Source organism: Vibrio zhugei (genome assembly GCF_003716875.1).
Lineage (GTDB): Bacteria > Pseudomonadota > Gammaproteobacteria > Enterobacterales > Vibrionaceae > Vibrio > Vibrio zhugei.
The window spans coordinates 2842736-2860930 of the sequence record NZ_CP033078.1; the positions used below are offsets into that span (position 1 = coordinate 2842736).

Here is an 18195-nt window from a genome sequence, read left to right on the forward strand (position 1 = left end):
GTATATATCCATGCTCACTCGAGCATGGATATCACCATGGAGTACAGAATGATGTCTACAGAAACGTCACATACAGATTTATTACTCAATGCAAAACGCATTTGTAAATTTTTCCCCGGAGTGAAAGCCCTGCAAAACGTCGACTTCTCACTACGCAAAGGCGAAATCATGGCGCTCTTAGGGGAAAATGGTGCGGGTAAATCGACGTTAGTGAAAACATTAACTGGCGTATATGAAAAGGATTCCGGTGAGATCTGGCTAGATGGCAAAACCATCTCACCGAAGAGTACCGCAGATGCCCAAGAAGTAGGAATTGGTACGGTATACCAAGAGGTCAACTTACTGCCCAATATGTCCGTCATGGACAATTTATTTATCGGCCATGAACCGAAGAAATTTGGATTGGTGGACAGAAAAACCATGGCCGTCAAAGCTCAGGCTATTGTCGATAGTTATGGACTCGATATTGATGTCAGCTTACCGCTTAACCAATTCTCCGTCGCCATCCAACAAGTCATCGCGATCGCACGCGCGATTTCTATGTCGGCGAAAATTCTCATTCTCGATGAGCCAACCGCCAGTTTAGATGGAAACGAAGTCAAAATGTTGTTTGATATCATGCGTGACCTGAAACAACAGGGCGTCAGCTTAGTGTTCATCACCCACTTCCTCGATCAAGTCTATGAGGTCAGTGATCGCATTACCGTATTACGTAATGGCCAACTGGTCGGCACCCGTGAAACCGCCGAACTCCCCCAAATCGACCTCGTTCAAATGATGTTAGGTCACGAGCTTGAAGGCAATGCCCTGCAACGTGCGGGCAAAACCAAATGGCAAGGTAACTCAATTATCAAGCTCTCTAATTTTGGTAAAAAAGGCACGATAGAACCTTTCGATCTGGAAATACATGCGGGTGAAATCGTCGGGTTAGCTGGGTTATTAGGCTCTGGACGCACCGAAACCGCACAAGTGATTTTTGGGATTGAATCAAGCGATTCCGGTGAGTGTTATTTGCACAATAAATCCGTATCGATTAAAAGTGCTCGCCAAGCGTCACACCTTGGGCTGGGTTATTGTCCAGAAGACCGTAAAACCGATGGCATTATCGGCGCCGCCTCTGTGCGAGAGAATATTATTTTAGCGCTTCAAGCACAACGTGGCTGGTTTAAACCACTATCCACCAAAGAGCAAACTGACATTGCTGAACGCTTTGTCAAACAACTGGCCATTAAAACGCCCAGTATTGAGCAGCCCATTGAGTTTCTTTCGGGTGGGAATCAACAGAAAGTCTTGTTGGCACGCTGGCTTCTGACGAAACCGAAATTTTTAATTCTCGATGAACCTACACGCGGCATTGATGTAGGTGCTCATGCGGAAATCATTCGTTTAATCGAAAGTCTCTGTGCCGACGGCTTGGCCTTGTTGGTCATTTCTTCCGAATTAGAAGAACTGACTGGCTATGCCGATCGCGTGGTGGTGTTAAAAGATCGCAAACAAGTCGCGGAAATCTCTTCGGACGATCTTTCCGTTCCAGCAATTATGCAAGCGATAGCAAGTTAAGGCGGTACTATGAGCTTTTTAAACCCTACCTCTGAGTCCAGAAGGCAAAAAAAATCATCCTTTCATTTGCCCAAAGGTACCCCACAATTGGCAGCTTTACTATTACTGCTGCTCGTGAATAGCCTCATTGCAGATAACTTTTTTTCTATTCACATTCAAGACGGACGCCTATTCGGCAGCACCATTGATATCCTAAACCGAGGCGCCCCAGTCGCACTTTTAACCGTGGGGATGACCTTGGTGATCGCCACAGGCGGCATTGACCTATCCGTTGGCGCTGTCATGGCGATCAGTGGCGCCGTGATGGCAAGTTTAGCCTCACAAGGCTACGAGCCTGGTTTTATTTTAATGTGTGCGATCGCTGCCGGTGCTTTATGCGGATTATGGAACGGCTTCTTAGTGGCGGTGTTCAAAATCCAACCGATAGTCGCGACATTAATTTTGATGGTCGCCGGTCGAGGCATTGCCCAATTGATCACCAAAGGGCAAGTCATCACCTTCACAAATGACACACTGTCTTGGTTAGGCAGTGGCTCCTTCTTGTACTTGCCGACTCCCGTCTGGCTCATGATATTCGCAGCAATTGTCGTTTGGCTTTTAACAAAAAAAACCGCTCTCGGATTATTCATTGAATCCGTAGGGATTAATATTAAGGCGGCCAAAAATGCCGGTATCCATACGCCAGCTATCGTGATGTCCGTTTATGTCATCAGTGGCATCATGGCTTCTATCGCCGGGATTGCTGTCGCCGCTGATATCCAAGGCGCGGACGCCAATAATGCAGGCTTATGGCTAGAAATGGATGCGATCTTAGCCGTGGTCATTGGTGGTACCTCTCTCATGGGCGGACGGTTCAATTTATTTACCGCGCTCATTGGGGCTTACATCATTCAGAGTATTAATACGGGGATTCTTTTATCCGGTTACCAACCTCAATGGAATCAAATTGTTAAAGCCGTTGTCGTGTTGATTGTGTTGATATTGCAATCACCGGCTGTGATTCGTGCCATCAAAGGGAGAATGAATCATGATTAAGCGTCATTTCCCATTATTTATTACCATCAGTGTTTTTCTGGTTGGATACTTTTTCTGTGCGTTAGATTTTCCTGCCTTCATGACCACTCGAGTGATCTGTAACATCCTAACGGATAATGCATTTCTAGGAATTCTTGCGGTTGGGATGACATTCGTGATTCTGTCGGGCGGCATTGACCTCTCAGTGGGCTCCGTCATTGCCTTTACTGGGGTACTCATGGCGACATTAATCAGTCATGGTATTCACCCTTATACGGCAATGCTGATCACCCTCATTGCCGGCGCGCTCTTTGGAGCGTTCATGGGCTGGATTATCGACACGCTGAAGATTCCATCCTTTATCGTTACCTTAGCGGGAATGTTCTTTTTGCGTGGTACCAGCTTTTTAATCTCAGAACAATCTATTCCGATCAATCACCCAACCTTCCATGCGTTGTCACGGACCTCTTGGCATATTTGGGGAGGGGGACGCTTGAGCTTAATCGCCGTGATCATGTTGGTGGTCGTCGCAATTGGCATGTTGCTCGCGCATCGCACTCGCTTTGGGAATAATGTGTATGCCATCGGCGGCAACCCAACCTCGGCGTCATTAATGGGCATCTCTGTGCGAATGACGACAATAGGCATTTACACGCTTTCGACACTGCTTGCTTCGCTCGCCGGCATTGTGTTCTCGATTTACACCTCAGCCGGTTACCCACTCGCGGCAGTCGGTGTAGAACTGGATGCCATTGCTGCCGTCGTGATCGGTGGAACGCTGCTGTCCGGAGGGGTCGGAACCGTATTTGGCTCACTGTTTGGGGTGTTAATTCAAGGCTTAATCCAAACTTACATTACCTTTGATGGCACACTCAGTTCTTGGTGGACGAAAATCATTGTGGGTATTTTACTGTTTACCTTTATTGGTATGCAGCGCCTGCTTATCGTCATCAGTGAAAGACGTAAAGTGGTGCATACGGTTCGCGCGGATAAAGAAGTACCGCTCCCCAGTTAGTCGTTAGCCAATCAACTCCCGTTTGCTCTTGTCATTTCCCCTCTGGTATTTAAGTCCGCTTACCAGAGGGGCTTTTTATTTCTGCTCTGGTGTCACCGGTTTAACACGGACTTGCGCGAGGGATTCAGGTCGGCGCCAAATAATCACTAAGGCAATCAACATCCCTAAAGACGCGCTCCATACAATCCACAGAGGCGCCTTATGAAGCATCAAAATGGCAAAACACACGGAAATCGACACCGTCGACAGCCATTTGTTACGGCGCGAAATGATTTTACCGTTTTGCCAGTTGGTAATCATGTCGCGAAAAAAAGGACGCGACATTAAAAAACGATAAATGGTCGGAGACCCTTTCGCGGAAGCCCAAGCACTCAAAATCACAAATTCAGTGGCGGGTAAACCTGGTAGTAATACGCCAGCAAATGCGAGTAATAAGCTCACAACGGCAATGACTTTGTACACCCATAATCGCATAGCGGCCCCTCTGACCTAAATCGTCTTCAGAGTATAGATGAAGCGCTTAGGCGAAGGAACCACTTATCATCATGAGTGCGTCGTGGTCTGTGATTCTCTCAACGCTCTGCTTGAATCGCGGTAACGCAACGTTCAACGACGTCGTCAAACGAGCCATCAATACTAATTTGTACAACGTCTTGTTCATCGGAGTCTGGCATTTCTAAGGTCTCAAACTGGCTTTTCAGTAACTCGACTGGCATGAAATGATCGGCCCGTTCCTGCATGCGCTGCTTTACCAGTTCAAACTCACCGTGTAGATGAATAAACGTGACTTTCTCGTTACCCTGACGAATTTGATCGCGATAGCGACGTTTCAACGCAGAACAAACGAGCACGCCCTCTTCGGATTTCATCTCAATGCTGAAGGCAGCATCGTTGATTCGCTCTAACCAAGGAGCTCGGTCTTCGTCATTTAATGCATTTCCCGATTTCATTTTGAGGATATTGGCTTTCGGGTGTAAGTCGTCCCCATCAATAAATTTTGCGCCTAAACGCTTGGCAACCGCGGCACCGATCGATGATTTTCCGCAGCTTGAAACTCCCATGAACAAATAGCTATTGCCTTTTTTTTCTTTAGCCACTTTATTGACCTCACTCTCATTTCCGAACTTTGTTGATTTTCACTCTACCACGTTACCCGTAACATGTTACGCATAACTAAAAGAAATGTGAACGCATTAACAAACCCTCAAAAGGTACCTTTATGTCCGATATCTCGCTTATCTACACAGCCGCAGGCTCCATCGCCTTACTGCTCTTCCTCGTCATGAAGGTAAGACTTCATGCCGTTGTCGCACTGATCTTAGTCTCTTTCATCGCTGGCCTTGCTTCCGGTATGAACCCTGCTGACATTGCCGCCACCATTGAAAAAGGGATGGGAGGAACGCTCGGTTTTGTCGCAGTCGTTGTCGCATTAGGGGCGATGTTTGGGCGTGTCATGGAAGAAACGGGTGCTCTTGATCAAGTGGCTTACACCTTGCTTCATCGCTTTGGCAATAACAAAGCGCACTGGGCGATGACCTTCACTGGATTTATCTGTGCTCTGCCCTTGTTCTTTGATGTAGCGGTGGTGCTGCTCATCGGTATTGCTTTTGCCGTGGTCCGACGCGGCGGCGGCAGTGTGGTCAAAATTGGTATTTCATTGCTCGCGGGTATTGCCACCTGCCAAGCATTTTTGATTCCTGCGCCAGGGCCGATTCTGGTCGCCTCCCAATTGGACGCGAACTTCGGTTATATGATTGGTATCGGTTTATTAGCCTCGATTCCGGCCATGATTTTAGGCGGCCCGATTTTTAGTAGCCTCATCGCGAAAAAAGTCCATGTCGAATTACCCGAGCATGCTCAATCTACCGAACAAGAGCGCGAAGGCGGCACACCTCCTTCTTTCGGACTGGCGATCAGTATGATTGCTTTCCCATTGCTCTTGATTGGCTTAAAAACCATTGTAGCGCGCTTCATCGATAAAGACTCCGCTCTCAATAGCTGGCTACAACTGATCGGTCACCCATTTACGGCCATTCTATTAGCTTGTTTGTTAGCGTTCTATTTGTTGGGGGTTCGTCGCGGTGTCTCTAGAGAGCGCATCATGGAAATTTGTGGCAGCGCTCTACAACCCGCAGGCGTCATTATTCTAGTCACAGGGGCTGGTGGTGTGTTCAAGCAAGTGCTCATTGATTCTGGGGTTGGTGGTGCGCTGGGGAACATGCTGACAGAAACCGGATTACCGATTGTGGTATTGGCCTTCATTCTCGCCGCTGCTGTCCGTGTCATTCAAGGTTCCGCAACCGTGGCCATGCTCACGGCGTGCGGCCTCATCACACCAATGCTCGAACCATTGCATCTAGGTGGCGCACAATTAGCCGCAGTGACGATTGCCATTGGTGGGGGCGCAATTGTGTTATCACACGTCAACGATTCGGGTTTTTGGTTAGCCAATCGCTTCTTAGGCTTGTCTGAAAAGCAAACTCTGCAAACTTGGACCGTGATGGAAACCATCATTGGTACGACAGGCGCACTGGTTGCCATTCTGGTGTCACTCTTCCTACCATAAATCAAAGGCTTGCTACGCCATAAACAACAAGGCCCAGCACGATGCTGGGCCTTGTTGTTATTCGTATCATGCTCAGGATTGAGCGCGTAAGCTCTCACCCACATCGATACGATATCGCAGATCAATCGCGGTCTGTTCATAAGGCTGACCTGTTAATCGCTCAACCAACTGCGTCGCCGCAAGCCTTCCGACCTGCTCACGCGGAGTAATCACGCTGGCCAGTTTCGGAGTCATCGACTGACCCACATCATGACCATGAAACCCTGCGATGCCCATCTGCTCTGGCACTTTTATCCCTTGCCGCTGACACTCGAAAATAACACCTGCCGCGAGATCATCATTGGTACAAAAAACACTATCCACCTCTGGGTATTTGGCCAAACTTTGATGCAACAGCTCCGCCCCCAATGAAAATGACGATGCTCTATCCGTCGTGATCGACGCAGGCTTCAGCCCTGCTAAGTTCATCGCCACCTCATAACCGTGCATTTTTTGACGAGTTCGCTCATCCATTCTGGCACCCAGATACACAATATGTTGATGCCCTTTTGCAATCATCACTTCCGTCATTTCTTGAGCAGCCAAGCGATTATCCCAGCCAATGCATTGCTGTATACACGGTGACGCCGAATCCATCATTTCAATGACAGGAATGCCTGACGTTTCAATCATCCGCACGGTTCTTGCGCTGTGAAGGCTTTCCGATAAAAGTAACCCATCGATGTTATAAGATAATAGAGAAGCAATGCGGGCTTCTTCTACCTCCGGCTGATACCCATAATGCGCAAACATGGTTTGATAACCAAACTGCTCCGTGACTTTTTCAATACCACGGATGACTTCGGAAAACACTTGATTGGTTAATGAGGGAACTAACACACCGATCGCATGACTTTTTGACTGCGCTAAAATTTCAGGCGCTCGATTGGGGATATACCCCAGCACCTCAACCGCATGAGCAATCTTAGCGCGTGTTAAGGCAGACACTTGATTTTCATCTTTCAAATAACGACTGACCGTCATTTTGGTTACGCCGACTTGGTCAGCAACATCTTGTAAAGTAGGTCGACGTTTTTTAGTCATGTGCCTTATCTATCATTGAAGGAATCGGTGATTAGTCGCCCAGTTATAGTAGGTACTGGGTTAAAAGTCATACATTACTACACACTTAACTATTGAGTGAAGCCTTTCCGATGCGGTGTGATAACAAGAATATCGAGTAGACTACACTCGCTGACCAGAGACATAACCGCTCGACCAAGCCCATTGGAAGTTATAACCGCCTAGCCAACCGGTGACGTCCATTACTTCACCGACGAAATATAATCCTTTCACGTGCTTACATTCCATCGTTTTTGATGAGAGAACATTGGTATCCACGCCTCCCAGTGTCACTTCTGCCGTTCGGTAGCCTTCGGTTCCATTAGGCAAGATCTGCCAAGTTTGTAACTGCTCACTTACTTGAGCCAACTGGCGACCTTGGAACTGTTTGAGCGGCTTATCGATGATGAGTTGACGTGCGATCAGCACCTCAACCAACCTTTTAGGCAGTATTTTCGTTAAAGTGGTTTTTAGCGTTTGATTAGGATGTTTTTCCAGCGCGGTAGCTAACAAGCGGTCAATATCCACATTCGGAACTAAGTTAACCTGCACCGTTTGACCCGGTTTCCAAAAGGATGAAATTTGCAAGACGGCAGGACCGGATAAACCACGATGCGTGAACAGCAAGGATTCTTTAAACACGGTACCATCTTGCGCTTCAATCTCTGAAGGCACCGCGACACCGGACAGCTCAGCAAAGGCTTCTTTATCTTCTTTGTGTAAGGTGAATGGTACTAAACCAGCGGTCGTCGGGATGATTGGCAAGCCAAACTGCTCTGCCACTTTGTAACCGAACGGCGTCGCTCCCAGCTTAGGCATCGATAACCCACCCGTCGCAATGACTAACGATTCGCATTCGATATTACCCAGTGTGGTGGCCAATTCAAATCCGTGTTCTGCCGCTGCAATGTGAGTGACCCCAACTTGATACTGTTGCTCAATCGTCGGCTGATCCACTTCAGCCAGCAACATGTTGACAATGTCTTTGGCACTCTCTTGGCAAAACAGTTGGCCATGGTCGCGCTCTTCATAATCAATCCCGTACTGGCTCACTAAACCAATAAAATCCCATTGAGTATATTGAGACAATGCGGATTTAACGAAATGAGGATTCCCACATAAATATTGATGAGCGCTAATATCATAATTGGTAAAATTACAACGCCCACCACCTGAAATAAGAATTTTTCTTCCGGGCTTTTTAGCGTGATCCAACACGAGTACCTGTCGACCGCGCTTGCCTGCCTCTGCGGCACACATTAACCCTGCCGCTCCGGCACCTATTACGACTACATCGACTTTCTTACTCATGCGTTATTTACTCATTACGGAAATAAAAAAGGATGTGCTAGGCACATCCTTTCCTTAATACGTCGCTATTTTAACGGTAAACAAGAACTTTTCCAATCTGATGTTCACACCATCAAAACGGCGGTAACTATAACCACCAGCAGTGCCGTATTTAACTCAAACAACCGGCGTACACGTTCACACTTTGCGGTGAATACTTCATCATGATGTGTGTGATAATCTCGATTTTTCAGATAATGATACAGGCGAACTTGCTTAGCGAGGTTTCCTTGCAAAGAGAAGAACACCCTGCCATCCACTTGCTGGTACAACAATGGATGCGCTTCTCTCATAATATACAACAAAGAGCGCAACGCGCTTAAACACCGAGCCACGTTAATCAAGGTTACGATCGCTAAGGCGAAAAAAAACATATCTATATCGAGCATCTTCTCCTCCCCACACCCTCTGCGGACACTGAGAAGAAAAAAGGCTCGAGGATGAATCTCGTTTCTACTCGGCGGAAGTGTCCATTACAGACGATGAACTCTCTTTTGCCATATTGGCTAGGTCTTTATCAATAAAGAACAAGGCTTGGCCGTTTTCACCAACCAGTTCAAGTTTATCTAAAATACCTTTAAACAGTTTTTCTTCTTCGTGTTGTTCTGCGACATACCACTGAAGAAAATTAAACGTTGAATAGTCTTGAGTCGTGAACGCAACATGCGCGAGCTTATTGATGTTTTTTGTGATCATTTGCTCATGTTCAAACGTTTCACGGAACACATCACCAAGACCAGAATAATCATGCTTTGGAGCGTCAATGGTGCCTAAGATCGGTAATGCGCCAGTTTCACTCACATAAGTGAATAAACGATGCATATGTTCCATCTCTTCTTGGGCGTGTTTACGTAAAAACATCGCAGCGCCCTCGAAGCCTTTATCTTCACACCAAGCACTCATCTGTAAGTATAGATTGGATGAGAAAAATTCTAGGTTAATTTGCTCATTTAGCTCATCGATCATCGCCTTTGCTAACATACGCACTCCTAACTCTCTGATAGTTTATTTATCAAACTATAACATGTTCATATGCTAATGTGGGCTAAGTTTAGTTGTGACTGGGATCTGGGATCACATCGACAACATGTTCCTAGGCTCCCCTGCTAAACTCTCTATTATTATCATGTAGGAGATAGCATTATGAGTTATCAACACTTTTTAGTTGCCGTCGATTTATCAGAAGACAGTAAAATACTGATCGATAAAGCCGTCGCTCTGGCAAAGCCACTGAATGCCAATATTTCATTTATCCATATCGATGTGAATTACGCGGAACTGTACACTGGACTCATCGACATCAATCTAGTCGAAACACAAAACCACTCAATGGAATCCTCGCTCGATCAACTACGTGAGCTAGCCGCCTACGCCAATTATCCCATCACCCATACGTTAGTGGGGAGTGGCGATTTAAGTAATGAAATGTGTGAGACCATTGAACAATTCAGTATTGATCTGGTGGTGTGTGGGCATCATCAAGATTTTTGGAGTAAGTTACTCTCCTCCACCCGACAACTGATGAACTGTACACCAGTGGATCTGTTAGTCGTGCCCTTTAACGAATAAGCGCATACTGTGGTTTGCACCCCTGATGATGATGCGAACCACAGCCTTACCGCGATGCAGCGTTAATGAATTGGGGGATTTTCGTTATCAATATACATGGGGAAATGCTTTTGCAGTTTTTGAAATGATCGCTCGAGCTTTTTCTGTTTTTTCGCCCATTTCTTCTGCTGTTTCGCCAATTTAGCGAGTTTTTTATTCGCTTTTTTCTGCCGTTTTAACGCTTTCTTCGTCTGCTTGATGGCGGGTTCAACCGGCTCGACTATCCTCACCCCAACATTATCGCTATGGGCGTCTCTATCCGCCGCTTCAAGAACACACTCTCGCGGCAAAGGACCATCCGTCTCTAATGGCATCGGCTTACACAAAAATGAGGCTGCTGATGCGCTACGCGCACAACTGCGACAAACAAAAGCAGGACGAGCAACCACCTGGCATAATTCATCAAATGAATCGGCGATCTCTTTGCGTGGCCATTTGCACAATGTTTTACTCATCATTCTCGTCCTTATTGGAACACAGACTTATTCAGTATCGTTCATTGACGCTAATACATAGACATCAAAGCGATTTTTTTTCGTTTCTATGGTCATCGTCGGTTTTTGCTGCTGCAGCCACTCGGCATAATCAGGGCGCTTGACCACAACGCGTTTGGTTGCCAGCGCTAATGCTGGCGCCAATAGAAAGTCTGCATCGCTATCAGCACCGACCAAAGATTGAAATACCCGCATTTCTTTTTTGACTAAAGCGGATTTCTTTTTATTGTCTGGATGAGGATACATCGGATCGAGATACACCACATCAGGACGAATAAACTGCTCATCGCGAATTAACTGCTCAAGCGCCGTATGACTTGACGCATGCAAAAGAGTTACGCGCTCACGAACCCACTCACCAATGTCCGCATCCTGCTTGGCTCGCTCGATACCATCCTCTAATAAAGCCGCCACCACAGGATGACGTTCCACCAACTGAACTCGACATCCAAGAGACGCCAGTACAAATGCATCTCTGCCCAGCCCAGCGGTTCCATCAAGAACGGTCGGTATCACGCCTTTGTTTAAGCCGACGGCTTTGGCGATAGACTGACCTTTACCCCCTCCATATTTACGGCGATGAGCAACCGCACCCGAAGTCCAATCGACGGCAATCGCACCTAACTTAGGTTCATCAAGTTTACGCAGTTCCAAGCGGTCTTCAGTTAACACGAGCGCAAATAGGCTGTTCTGATCATGAGTTAATCCCCAGCGCTGCGCCAATGTAACCAATTCAGATTCACGTTGCTTGGCTTCGGCCAGTAATTGTATTCGCAAAAGAAGGCTCCAATCATGCTGATACTGCTGAGCAGTTTAACGGATTTTACTTTAAATACCCATTACTAGGTCGAGCATCTCATTGCCCTATAACGAAAGAGGTGTTTTCTCACCCACAATGTTAATATACCAATGATGAGAACAACAAAAAGAGACCTTCCATGACCTCACCATTAACGGCGAAGCTTGATGAGCTGGATAAAGCCATCTTAAAAATTCTAATGGATGATGCCCGTCGACCATACGCGGATATGGCGAAACAGTTTAATGTCAGTCCTGCGACAATACATGTCCGGATTGAAAAGATGAAAGCAGCAGAGGTAATTCAAGGTACGGAAGTGATTGTTAACACCAAGAAACTAGGTTACGACGTGTGTTGTTTTATTGGTATTAATTTGAATGCGGCGCGCGATTATCACTCAGCGTTAGCAAAGTTGAATGCGCTAGAAGAAGTGGTTGAGGCCTATTACACCACAGGGGCATATAATATCTTTGTTAAATTGATGTGCCGGTCTATTGAAGAGTTACAATACGTATTGATTGATAAGTTACAGGCCATTGATGAGGTTCAATCAACTGAAACCTTAATTTCGTTACAAAACCCAATTAACCGCAATGTGAATCCATAAAGGCCATAACAACAGAGGTCATGGCCTGGGTCCATTTCGATACTACTTATTCAAGTAGTTTTGCAATTCTTCTGCAGAAATTCCCTGCTCTGTCAGCTCCTTGGCCAGTGTTTCCACTTGCTCATATTTGCGTGACTCGATCACTTGCTGAAATTGATACACCAGATCTTTCAATACACTGACTGGCACTTGTTTTGCGGCACTTTGAATACGCTCGCTACTTTGGTTACCCAACTCAGCCAGTAACTTGCCAAACATTACCTTTTCTGGAGACTCGTCTAGCTGCTCTAAAACGCGAGCCATTTCGTAGGTTGTTAAAGACATTTATTCATGTTCCAAAAATATAATTAATAGAAGTACGAGGTCGCTAAGCAAACTCGTACCGATATATAGATATGATAGTCACGTTATGAGAGTCCTTTATTATTAAGACTCAAACACCCACTGGTGCCATTTTTTCCCGACGGGAGAAAAGAGTATGGCAAGTCCTGGGAGTAATAACCACATTTGAATCGCAATATGCCAATAAGGCGTAACATTTAATGACTGAACCGCTATTACGATAAACCCGGAGCCGCTCATTTGCAGTAAGCCAAGCAAAGCCGCTGCCGTACCCGCTTTATCGCCAAAAGGCGCTAATGCTTTCCCTGCGGCTGCACCGAGTACCCATGCAAAACCAAACGAGGAAATAAAAATCGGTAGCATAAATCGTAAGGCCGATTGTTGACCCGACAACAATACCATTAGACCACCAGCGATACCTAATAAAATAACGCCCAGCACAATGGTGCGGTGCGTCCCCAGTTTATCCATAATTTTAGGAGCCATCATACACCCTATTATATTCAGTGCTGCATTGATTCCAAACCACAATGTAAAACTGTTCATGGAGAGTCCGAGGCGGTCCATTAAAACTAATGGTGCAGACGTTACATAAGATAAAATCACAGCCATCGCTAACATACATAAGCTCGCATGGAATAAAAACATCGGATGTTTTATGACACTCCAGTAACGCTCTAATTGAAACGTCGGTTGTGATTTCTCTGCCTCGGTCGCAGGGTTGGTCTCTCTCATGATCAGCCAAATGAGTGCCCCTGAAAACACGCTATATCCGACCATAAAAGAAAAATTAGCTCGCCAAGAAAAAGTTTGCGTCAGATAACTGCCTAAAATTGGAGCCAGTGCCGGAATAAAACAAATCGCACCATTAAGGTAGCTGATCATACGGCCACTCCGTTCAGGACCAAACACATCTCTCACGGTCGCAAAAGCAGCCACCGATGTGGCACATGCGCCAAACCCTTGCATAAGACGAGCTGTGAGCATCCACTCAATATTGTGCGCATACCAAGCAAGTAAGGCACTCATTCCATAGAGCACAATCCCCCCTAATGCGACATAACGCCGACCATAACGATCCGCTAAAGGACCAGCAAATAATTGCCCTAATCCCATCGAAAACAGAAAAATAGTGATGGTGTATTTCGCCAAAGCATGTTCCACGTGAAACGTCTCTGATATCAACGGTAATGCCGGCAAATAGATATCAATACCTAACGGACTAAACAACACCAATAAGGTTAAGAGTAAAAGTTGATAACGAGGTGGCGGACTCGCACGGTGATGGGTTTGCACAAAGCACTCCTAAAGCTGAAAAGTTGTACGGAATATAGTGAAATAACAGTATGAAAGATAGTGCCGTTTTTCTATTGGGATGAGCCAAAGAGCGTTCCTCGTCGAAAATCACTGAGCGAGTCGTCACCGCTTGAGCGTCACCATAATCCATCTTGCCCCTATTTCACATCCCGCAATGAAACCCATGGATTAAATTGCGACTTAATGTCAAAAAGAGTAACGTTATAAACATATTTTTAACTTTATGAATATCTCATAGACAGGGTTCTGTCTGGTCTCATTACGGATCGCTACAGTAAAGGATATTAGCAGATGCAAGTCACAGCTCAACGTGTCGAAGCCCTACGTGGCTACATGGCACAACATAAACTCGATGCCATTATTATTCCCCATGAAGATGAATATTTGGGAGAGTACATCCCAGAACATAACGAACGTCTTCACTGGCTCACTGGTTTTACCGGCTCTGCTGGTGCAGCGGTCGTCACCGCGACGTCGGCTGCCATTTTTGTGGATGGTCGCTACACGGTGCAGGTCGCCAAGCAAGTCCCCAATGATATTTTTGAATACCGCCATCTGATTGAAGAACCCTATTTAGACTGGATTACTTCCACACTTCCTTCAGGCAGCAAAGTCGGCTTTGATCCACGCATGCACAGTGCGCTATGGCTACGCAACGCCCAAAGCACTCTCGCCCAGCATGTTCACCTAGTGGTGATGGAACATAACCCTATCGATGAACTTTGGACAGACCGTCCAGCGCCTGTCGTCTCCGAGATGCGCTTAATGAGTCAAGATTTGGTCGGAGAAGATAGCCACAGCAAACGCCAAAGAATCGCCCAAGTTCTCAACCAGAACCATGCAGAAAGTGCGGTATTGACCGCTTTAGACTCTATATGTTGGCTATTGAACATTCGTGGTCTAGACGTCTCTCGCCTCCCCGTGGTGTTGTCTCATGCGATCATTCATAAAGACGCCAGTGTTGAGTTTTTCCTCGACCCAGCGCGTTTAGCCGATGGATTTTCTGTACACGTTGGGCCCGATGTGCGTGTCCATCACCCCGATCAGCTGCCAACCAAGCTTCAAGAATTAGACAGTAAACGTGTCATGCTCGATCCAGCGACCAGTAATGCTTGGATGATGCTAACACTACAAAATGCCAACGCACACATTCTTCAAAGCGCCGATCCTTGTGCGTTACCCAAGGCGGCCAAAAATGCCACGGAGATCGCTGGCATGAAAGCATGTCATATTCGTGACGGTGCAGCGATGGTGAAATTTCTGTGTTGGCTTGATCAGCAAGTGGCCAAACAAACTCCACTCGATGAAGCCATCATCGCCGATACGCTATACGCTTTCAGAAAAGAAGACGAGACGTTGGCTGATTTAAGTTTTGATACCATTTCCGCCGCGGGCAGTAACGCTGCGATGTGTCACTACAATCACCTTAATCAACCAGAACCGGGTAAACTGACCAATAATACGTTATATCTGGTCGACTCTGGTGGTCAGTATATTGATGGCACAACCGATATCACTCGTACCATTGCTATTGGTGAGATTAACCAAGAAATGAAGCAGCAATTTACTCTTGTTCTAAAAGGCCATATTGCTTTAGATCAAGCTCGCTTTCCTAAAGGGACCTGTGGTCACCACCTCGATGTTTTGGCACGTCAATACCTTTGGGCGAAGGGTTACGACTTCGATCATGGCACTGGTCATGGTGTCGGTCACTTCCTTAATGTTCATGAGGGGCCACAACGTATCAGTAAAGCGACCAACCCCGTTGCACTTCAACCAGGTATGATACTCTCCAATGAACCAGGCTACTACCGCGCAGACGCCTTCGGTATTCGTATTGAAAACTTAGAACTTGTGGTTGACGTTCCTACAGCGGGAGATAGTCACATGCTAGGTTTTGAATCGTTGACGCGTTGCCCAATTGATACGCGAGCGATTGACACGTCACTGCTGACATCTGGCGAGATCGAGTGGCTTAATCATTACCACCAGCTAGTATGGGATGATGTCAACCCACTGGTGGAAGGTGAGGTCAAAACGTGGCTGTACCACGCCACGCAGCCTTTGACGTTCAACACCTAACCCTGTTTTAACCCTCAATTTGAAGCCCTTAGTGTTTTGTACACTGAGGGCTTTTTTTTTAACCAAAAAAACTTACTATCAACACGAAACTTTAATGTTAAATAAAAACTTTACAAAAAAAAATAAACATATGATTTAAATAAAAATAAATCACAAATAACACAAAAACAACAATAACAACTCATTAAAACGTTTGAGATCTAAATATTTGATGTGTAACATCATACTTAATCAATCGTTCAATTAAAAATTTAAGGGGTAGCTATGCCAAAGGTCGGGATGCCAGATATTCGTAAACCTCAGCTTGTGAAAGCTACCATGGCCGTCATAGAGCGAGTTGGACTACATGCAGCCAGCATCGCGTTAATCAGCCGAGAAGCTGGGGTCTCAACGGGAATCATCAATCATTACTTTGGTGGTAAACATGGACTACTTGAAGAAACGATGAGAGCGATCTTGCGAGAGCATGCAAAAACGGTCATAGCGAAGCTGGCAGCGTATCCCAAGAATGCCCACAGAGAACGCATTAGCGCCATTGTCAAAGCTAACTTTTCGGGCTATCAAGCCAGAAGCGAAGTGGCAAAAACGTGGATCGCCTTTTGGTCTTTTTCTATGCACGATCCTCAGTTACTGCGTTTACAACGGGTCAACGAGAAACGCCTCATTTCACACCTCTTAATTGAGCTCAAACCCCTGCTGCCAAAACCGGTAGCTCAACGTGTGGCTCAAGGCATTGCGGCCTTAATCGATGGGTTCTGGTTAAGAGGGACGTTGAACTCCGAAGGAATTAACACGGAAGAAGCCAGCTCTATTGTTTCCGATTACTTAGCCCATCAATTAGCGCATGCCGCGCAAACTAATCAGTAGGTTTATTTGTTATGGAAAAAGCATATTTATATATCAATGGTCAGCGACGCCCAGCCACATCTGGGATAACCTTTACAACAACCAATCCGGCAACAGGCGAGACTCTCGCGGTAATAGAACAAGCCAGCGAACACGACGTGCGCGACGCCGTTGAATCTGCGCATGAAGGATTCAAAGTTTGGTCAGCAATGACGGCTACAGAGCGCAGTCGTATTCTTCTCAAAGTGGTTGCTCTATTACGAGAGCGCAACGATGAATTAGCCGAACTTGAAGTCCTTGATACAGGGAAACCTCTTCAAGAAGCCAATTGCGTAGACGTCGCCACCGGTGCTGATGTGATGGAGTATTTTGCCGGACTAGCTCCAGCATTAGAAGGTACCCAGCAACCCTTATCAACTAGCCAGTTTTTCTATACGCGTAAAGAGCCGTTAGGCATCTGCGCGGGTATCGGTGCATGGAACTACCCAATCCAAATCGCGCTGTGGAAATCTGCGCCTGCGCTTGCCGCGGGCAATGCCATGATTTTTAAGCCTTCAGAAGAAACACCATTGAGCGCCCTAAAACTTGCCGAGATCTTCACCGAAGCAGGCCTACCCAATGGCGTATTCAATGTCATTCAAGGCGATGGGCGTGTCGGTGAAATGCTGACGCAACATCCGCGCATTGCCAAAGTGTCTTTTACAGGTGAAGTGGGTACAGGTAAGAAAGTGATGAGTGCCAGCTCGCAAACATTGAAATCAGTCACGATGGAGTTAGGTGGCAAGTCCCCTTTAATCATATTTGATGATGCGAAGCTCGAGCAAAGTGTCTCTATTGCCATGATGGCGAACTTTTATACGCAAGGCGAAGTCTGTACCAATGGAACCCGAGTCTTCGTACATGACAGTCTCTATGACCAATTCATACAACAGTTAAAACAGAGAACCGAACAATTAGTTATTGGGGATCCAATGGATCTCAACACCCAAGTTGGTGCGCTCATTTCCCGTGACCACATGGAAAAAGTGTTGGCATTTATTGAGAATGCGAAGAACAGTGGGGCCACACTTCTCACCGGAGGCCACCGGGTGACCAAACATGGATTAGACAAAGGTAACTTTGTCGCGCCAACGGTATTTACCCACTGTAGTGATGATATGGAACTCGTACAAAACGAAGTCTTTGGTCCTGTCATGGCGGTTCTAAGGTTTTCAGACGAAGACGAAGTCATTACTCGCGCGAATAATACCGACTATGGACTGGCAGCGGGTATTGTCACCCAAAACCTTTCCCGAGCTCATCGTGTAATCCAGCAACTCGAAGCTGGCATCTGCTGGGTGAATACTTGGGGAGATTCCCCAGCGCAAATGCCAGTGGGTGGATATAAATCTTCTGGTGTTGGCCGTGAGAATGGCATGGAAACCCTACATCACTATACCCAAACCAAAAGTGTCCTCATTGAGCTTAATGAATTTGTTGGCGCGTATGAATAAG

General features: G+C 46.3%; 19 protein-coding genes. 9 read left to right on the plus strand and 10 right to left on the minus strand.

The features are described 5' to 3' along the window. The first annotated feature begins 48 nt into the window (after positions 1 to 48). From ytfR to yjfF, 3 genes are all read left to right on the plus strand, one after another. Positions 49 to 1560, plus strand: coding sequence for a galactofuranose ABC transporter, ATP-binding protein YtfR (gene ytfR, locus EAE30_RS18385; RefSeq protein ID WP_241967705.1), 1512 nt, complete (start codon positions 49 to 51; stop codon positions 1558 to 1560). Between the two features lie 87 nt (positions 1561 to 1647). Then, complete coding sequence (locus tag EAE30_RS18390) at positions 1648 to 2595, plus strand: ABC transporter permease (protein ID WP_241967707.1); 948 nt, start codon at positions 1648 to 1650, stop codon at positions 2593 to 2595. Continuing rightward, positions 2588 to 3589, plus strand: a complete 1002-nt coding sequence (gene yjfF, locus EAE30_RS18395; RefSeq protein WP_123017213.1) for a galactofuranose ABC transporter, permease protein YjfF — start codon at positions 2588 to 2590, stop codon at positions 3587 to 3589. The genes EAE30_RS18390 and yjfF overlap by 8 nt, the downstream gene beginning before the upstream one ends. 75 nt (positions 3590 to 3664) lie before the next feature. Here the strand turns inward: yjfF and EAE30_RS18400 are convergent, their stop codons facing one another. Together EAE30_RS18400 and EAE30_RS18405 are read right to left on the minus strand one after the other, a co-directional pair. After that, on the minus strand, positions 3665 to 4063 hold the full coding sequence (locus EAE30_RS18400; protein ID WP_123017214.1) for a YbaN family protein: 399 nt from the start codon (positions 4061 to 4063) through the stop codon (positions 3665 to 3667). Between the two features lie 98 nt (positions 4064 to 4161). Further along, positions 4162 to 4650 carry a gluconokinase gene (locus EAE30_RS18405; protein ID WP_123017423.1) on the minus strand — a complete coding sequence of 163 codons (489 nt, stop codon included), beginning with the start codon at positions 4648 to 4650 and terminating at the stop codon, positions 4162 to 4164. 158 nt (positions 4651 to 4808) lie between these two features. Here EAE30_RS18405 and gntU point away from each other — a divergent pair, with 158 nt between their 5' ends. Next, positions 4809 to 6155 (plus strand): gluconate transporter, encoded by a 1347-nt coding sequence (gene gntU, locus EAE30_RS18410; RefSeq protein WP_123017215.1) that lies wholly within the window; start codon positions 4809 to 4811, stop codon positions 6153 to 6155. A gap of 72 nt (positions 6156 to 6227) precedes the next feature. On the opposite strand, the gene gntR is transcribed toward gntU, so the two are convergent. The 4 genes from gntR to ftnA all read right to left on the minus strand — a co-directional run bounded on the left by gntR (position 6228) and on the right by ftnA (position 9587). Beyond that, positions 6228 to 7238, minus strand: a complete 1011-nt coding sequence (gntR, locus tag EAE30_RS18415; RefSeq protein WP_123017216.1) for a gluconate operon transcriptional repressor GntR — start codon at positions 7236 to 7238, stop codon at positions 6228 to 6230. Between the two features lie 141 nt (positions 7239 to 7379). Then, positions 7380 to 8567: a BaiN/RdsA family NAD(P)/FAD-dependent oxidoreductase gene (locus tag EAE30_RS18420; protein WP_123017217.1), complete on the minus strand. Its 1188-nt coding sequence runs from the start codon at positions 8565 to 8567 to the stop codon at positions 7380 to 7382. A 104-nt stretch (positions 8568 to 8671) separates the two neighbouring features. Beyond that, the gene (gene uspB / locus EAE30_RS18425; protein ID WP_123017218.1) at positions 8672 to 8995 is read right to left on the minus strand and encodes a universal stress protein UspB; all 324 of its coding nucleotides are present in this window, start codon (positions 8993 to 8995) and stop codon (positions 8672 to 8674) included. 64 nt (positions 8996 to 9059) lie between these two features. Further along, the gene (gene ftnA, locus EAE30_RS18430) at positions 9060 to 9587 is read right to left on the minus strand and encodes a non-heme ferritin (protein ID WP_123017219.1); all 528 of its coding nucleotides are present in this window, start codon (positions 9585 to 9587) and stop codon (positions 9060 to 9062) included. Between the two features lie 162 nt (positions 9588 to 9749). Here ftnA and EAE30_RS18435 point away from each other — a divergent pair, with 162 nt between their 5' ends. After that, positions 9750 to 10175 (plus strand): universal stress protein, encoded by a 426-nt coding sequence (locus EAE30_RS18435; protein ID WP_123017220.1) that lies wholly within the window; start codon positions 9750 to 9752, stop codon positions 10173 to 10175. 62 nt (positions 10176 to 10237) lie between these two features. Here the strand turns inward: EAE30_RS18435 and EAE30_RS18440 are convergent, their stop codons facing one another. Beyond that, a complete protein-coding gene (locus tag EAE30_RS18440) occupies positions 10238 to 10672 on the minus strand; it encodes a hypothetical protein (RefSeq protein WP_164711891.1) in 435 nt (144 codons plus the stop codon). A 24-nt stretch (positions 10673 to 10696) separates the two neighbouring features. Further along, positions 10697 to 11485: a class I SAM-dependent methyltransferase gene (locus EAE30_RS18445; RefSeq protein ID WP_123017222.1), complete on the minus strand. Its 789-nt coding sequence runs from the start codon at positions 11483 to 11485 to the stop codon at positions 10697 to 10699. Positions 11486 to 11646: 161 nt separating this feature from the next. On the opposite strand from EAE30_RS18445, the gene asnC reads away from it, so the two are divergent. Beyond that, positions 11647 to 12114: a transcriptional regulator AsnC gene (gene asnC, locus EAE30_RS18450; RefSeq protein WP_123017223.1), complete on the plus strand. Its 468-nt coding sequence runs from the start codon at positions 11647 to 11649 to the stop codon at positions 12112 to 12114. Positions 12115 to 12156: 42 nt separating this feature from the next. Here asnC and tsrA read toward each other — a convergent pair whose 3' ends face one another. After that, a complete protein-coding gene (gene tsrA, locus EAE30_RS18455; RefSeq protein WP_123017224.1) occupies positions 12157 to 12438 on the minus strand; it encodes an H-NS-like global regulator TsrA in 282 nt (93 codons plus the stop codon). Between the two features lie 102 nt (positions 12439 to 12540). After that, positions 12541 to 13752, minus strand: coding sequence for a multidrug effflux MFS transporter (locus EAE30_RS18460; protein WP_123017225.1), 1212 nt, complete (start codon positions 13750 to 13752; stop codon positions 12541 to 12543). Positions 13753 to 14064: 312 nt separating this feature from the next. Here EAE30_RS18460 and EAE30_RS18465 point away from each other — a divergent pair, with 312 nt between their 5' ends. The 3 genes from EAE30_RS18465 (at position 14065) to betB (ending at position 18194) form a co-directional block, all read left to right on the plus strand. After that, on the plus strand, positions 14065 to 15855 hold the full coding sequence (locus tag EAE30_RS18465; RefSeq protein ID WP_123017226.1) for an aminopeptidase P family protein: 1791 nt from the start codon (positions 14065 to 14067) through the stop codon (positions 15853 to 15855). Between the two features lie 264 nt (positions 15856 to 16119). Continuing rightward, entirely contained in the window at positions 16120 to 16722 is a 603-nt protein-coding gene (betI, locus tag EAE30_RS18470; RefSeq protein ID WP_123017227.1) for a transcriptional regulator BetI, read from the plus strand. 11 nt (positions 16723 to 16733) lie between these two features. Next, complete coding sequence (gene betB / locus EAE30_RS18475) at positions 16734 to 18194, plus strand: betaine-aldehyde dehydrogenase (protein WP_123017228.1); 1461 nt, start codon at positions 16734 to 16736, stop codon at positions 18192 to 18194. The last annotated feature ends 1 nt before the right edge of the window (position 18195 follow it).

What these genes read in the sequence shown, in the direction of transcription:
- ytfR (WP_241967705.1), top strand. Translation starts at nt 49, where the DNA reads ATGATGTCTACAGAAACGTCACATACAGATTTATTACTCAATGCAAAA.
- yjfF (WP_123017213.1), top strand. Translation starts at nt 2,588, where the DNA reads ATGATTAAGCGTCATTTCCCATTATTTATTACCATCAGTGTTTTTCTG.
- EAE30_RS18400 (WP_123017214.1), bottom strand. Translation starts at nt 4,063, where the DNA reads ATGCGATTATGGGTGTACAAAGTCATTGCCGTTGTGAGCTTATTACTC.
- EAE30_RS18405 (WP_123017423.1), bottom strand. Translation starts at nt 4,650, where the DNA reads ATGGGAGTTTCAAGCTGCGGAAAATCATCGATCGGTGCCGCGGTTGCC.
- gntU (WP_123017215.1), top strand. Translation starts at nt 4,809, where the DNA reads ATGTCCGATATCTCGCTTATCTACACAGCCGCAGGCTCCATCGCCTTA.
- gntR (WP_123017216.1), bottom strand. Translation starts at nt 7,238, where the DNA reads ATGACTAAAAAACGTCGACCTACTTTACAAGATGTTGCTGACCAAGTC.
- EAE30_RS18420 (WP_123017217.1), bottom strand. Translation starts at nt 8,567, where the DNA reads ATGAGTAAGAAAGTCGATGTAGTCGTAATAGGTGCCGGAGCGGCAGGG.
- uspB (WP_123017218.1), bottom strand. Translation starts at nt 8,995, where the DNA reads ATGCTCGATATAGATATGTTTTTTTTCGCCTTAGCGATCGTAACCTTG.
- ftnA (WP_123017219.1), bottom strand. Translation starts at nt 9,587, where the DNA reads ATGTTAGCAAAGGCGATGATCGATGAGCTAAATGAGCAAATTAACCTA.
- EAE30_RS18435 (WP_123017220.1), top strand. Translation starts at nt 9,750, where the DNA reads ATGAGTTATCAACACTTTTTAGTTGCCGTCGATTTATCAGAAGACAGT.
- EAE30_RS18440 (WP_164711891.1), bottom strand. Translation starts at nt 10,672, where the DNA reads ATGATGAGTAAAACATTGTGCAAATGGCCACGCAAAGAGATCGCCGAT.
- asnC (WP_123017223.1), top strand. Translation starts at nt 11,647, where the DNA reads ATGACCTCACCATTAACGGCGAAGCTTGATGAGCTGGATAAAGCCATC.
- tsrA (WP_123017224.1), bottom strand. Translation starts at nt 12,438, where the DNA reads ATGTCTTTAACAACCTACGAAATGGCTCGCGTTTTAGAGCAGCTAGAC.
- EAE30_RS18465 (WP_123017226.1), top strand. Translation starts at nt 14,065, where the DNA reads ATGCAAGTCACAGCTCAACGTGTCGAAGCCCTACGTGGCTACATGGCA.
- betI (WP_123017227.1), top strand. Translation starts at nt 16,120, where the DNA reads ATGCCAAAGGTCGGGATGCCAGATATTCGTAAACCTCAGCTTGTGAAA.
- betB (WP_123017228.1), top strand. Translation starts at nt 16,734, where the DNA reads ATGGAAAAAGCATATTTATATATCAATGGTCAGCGACGCCCAGCCACA.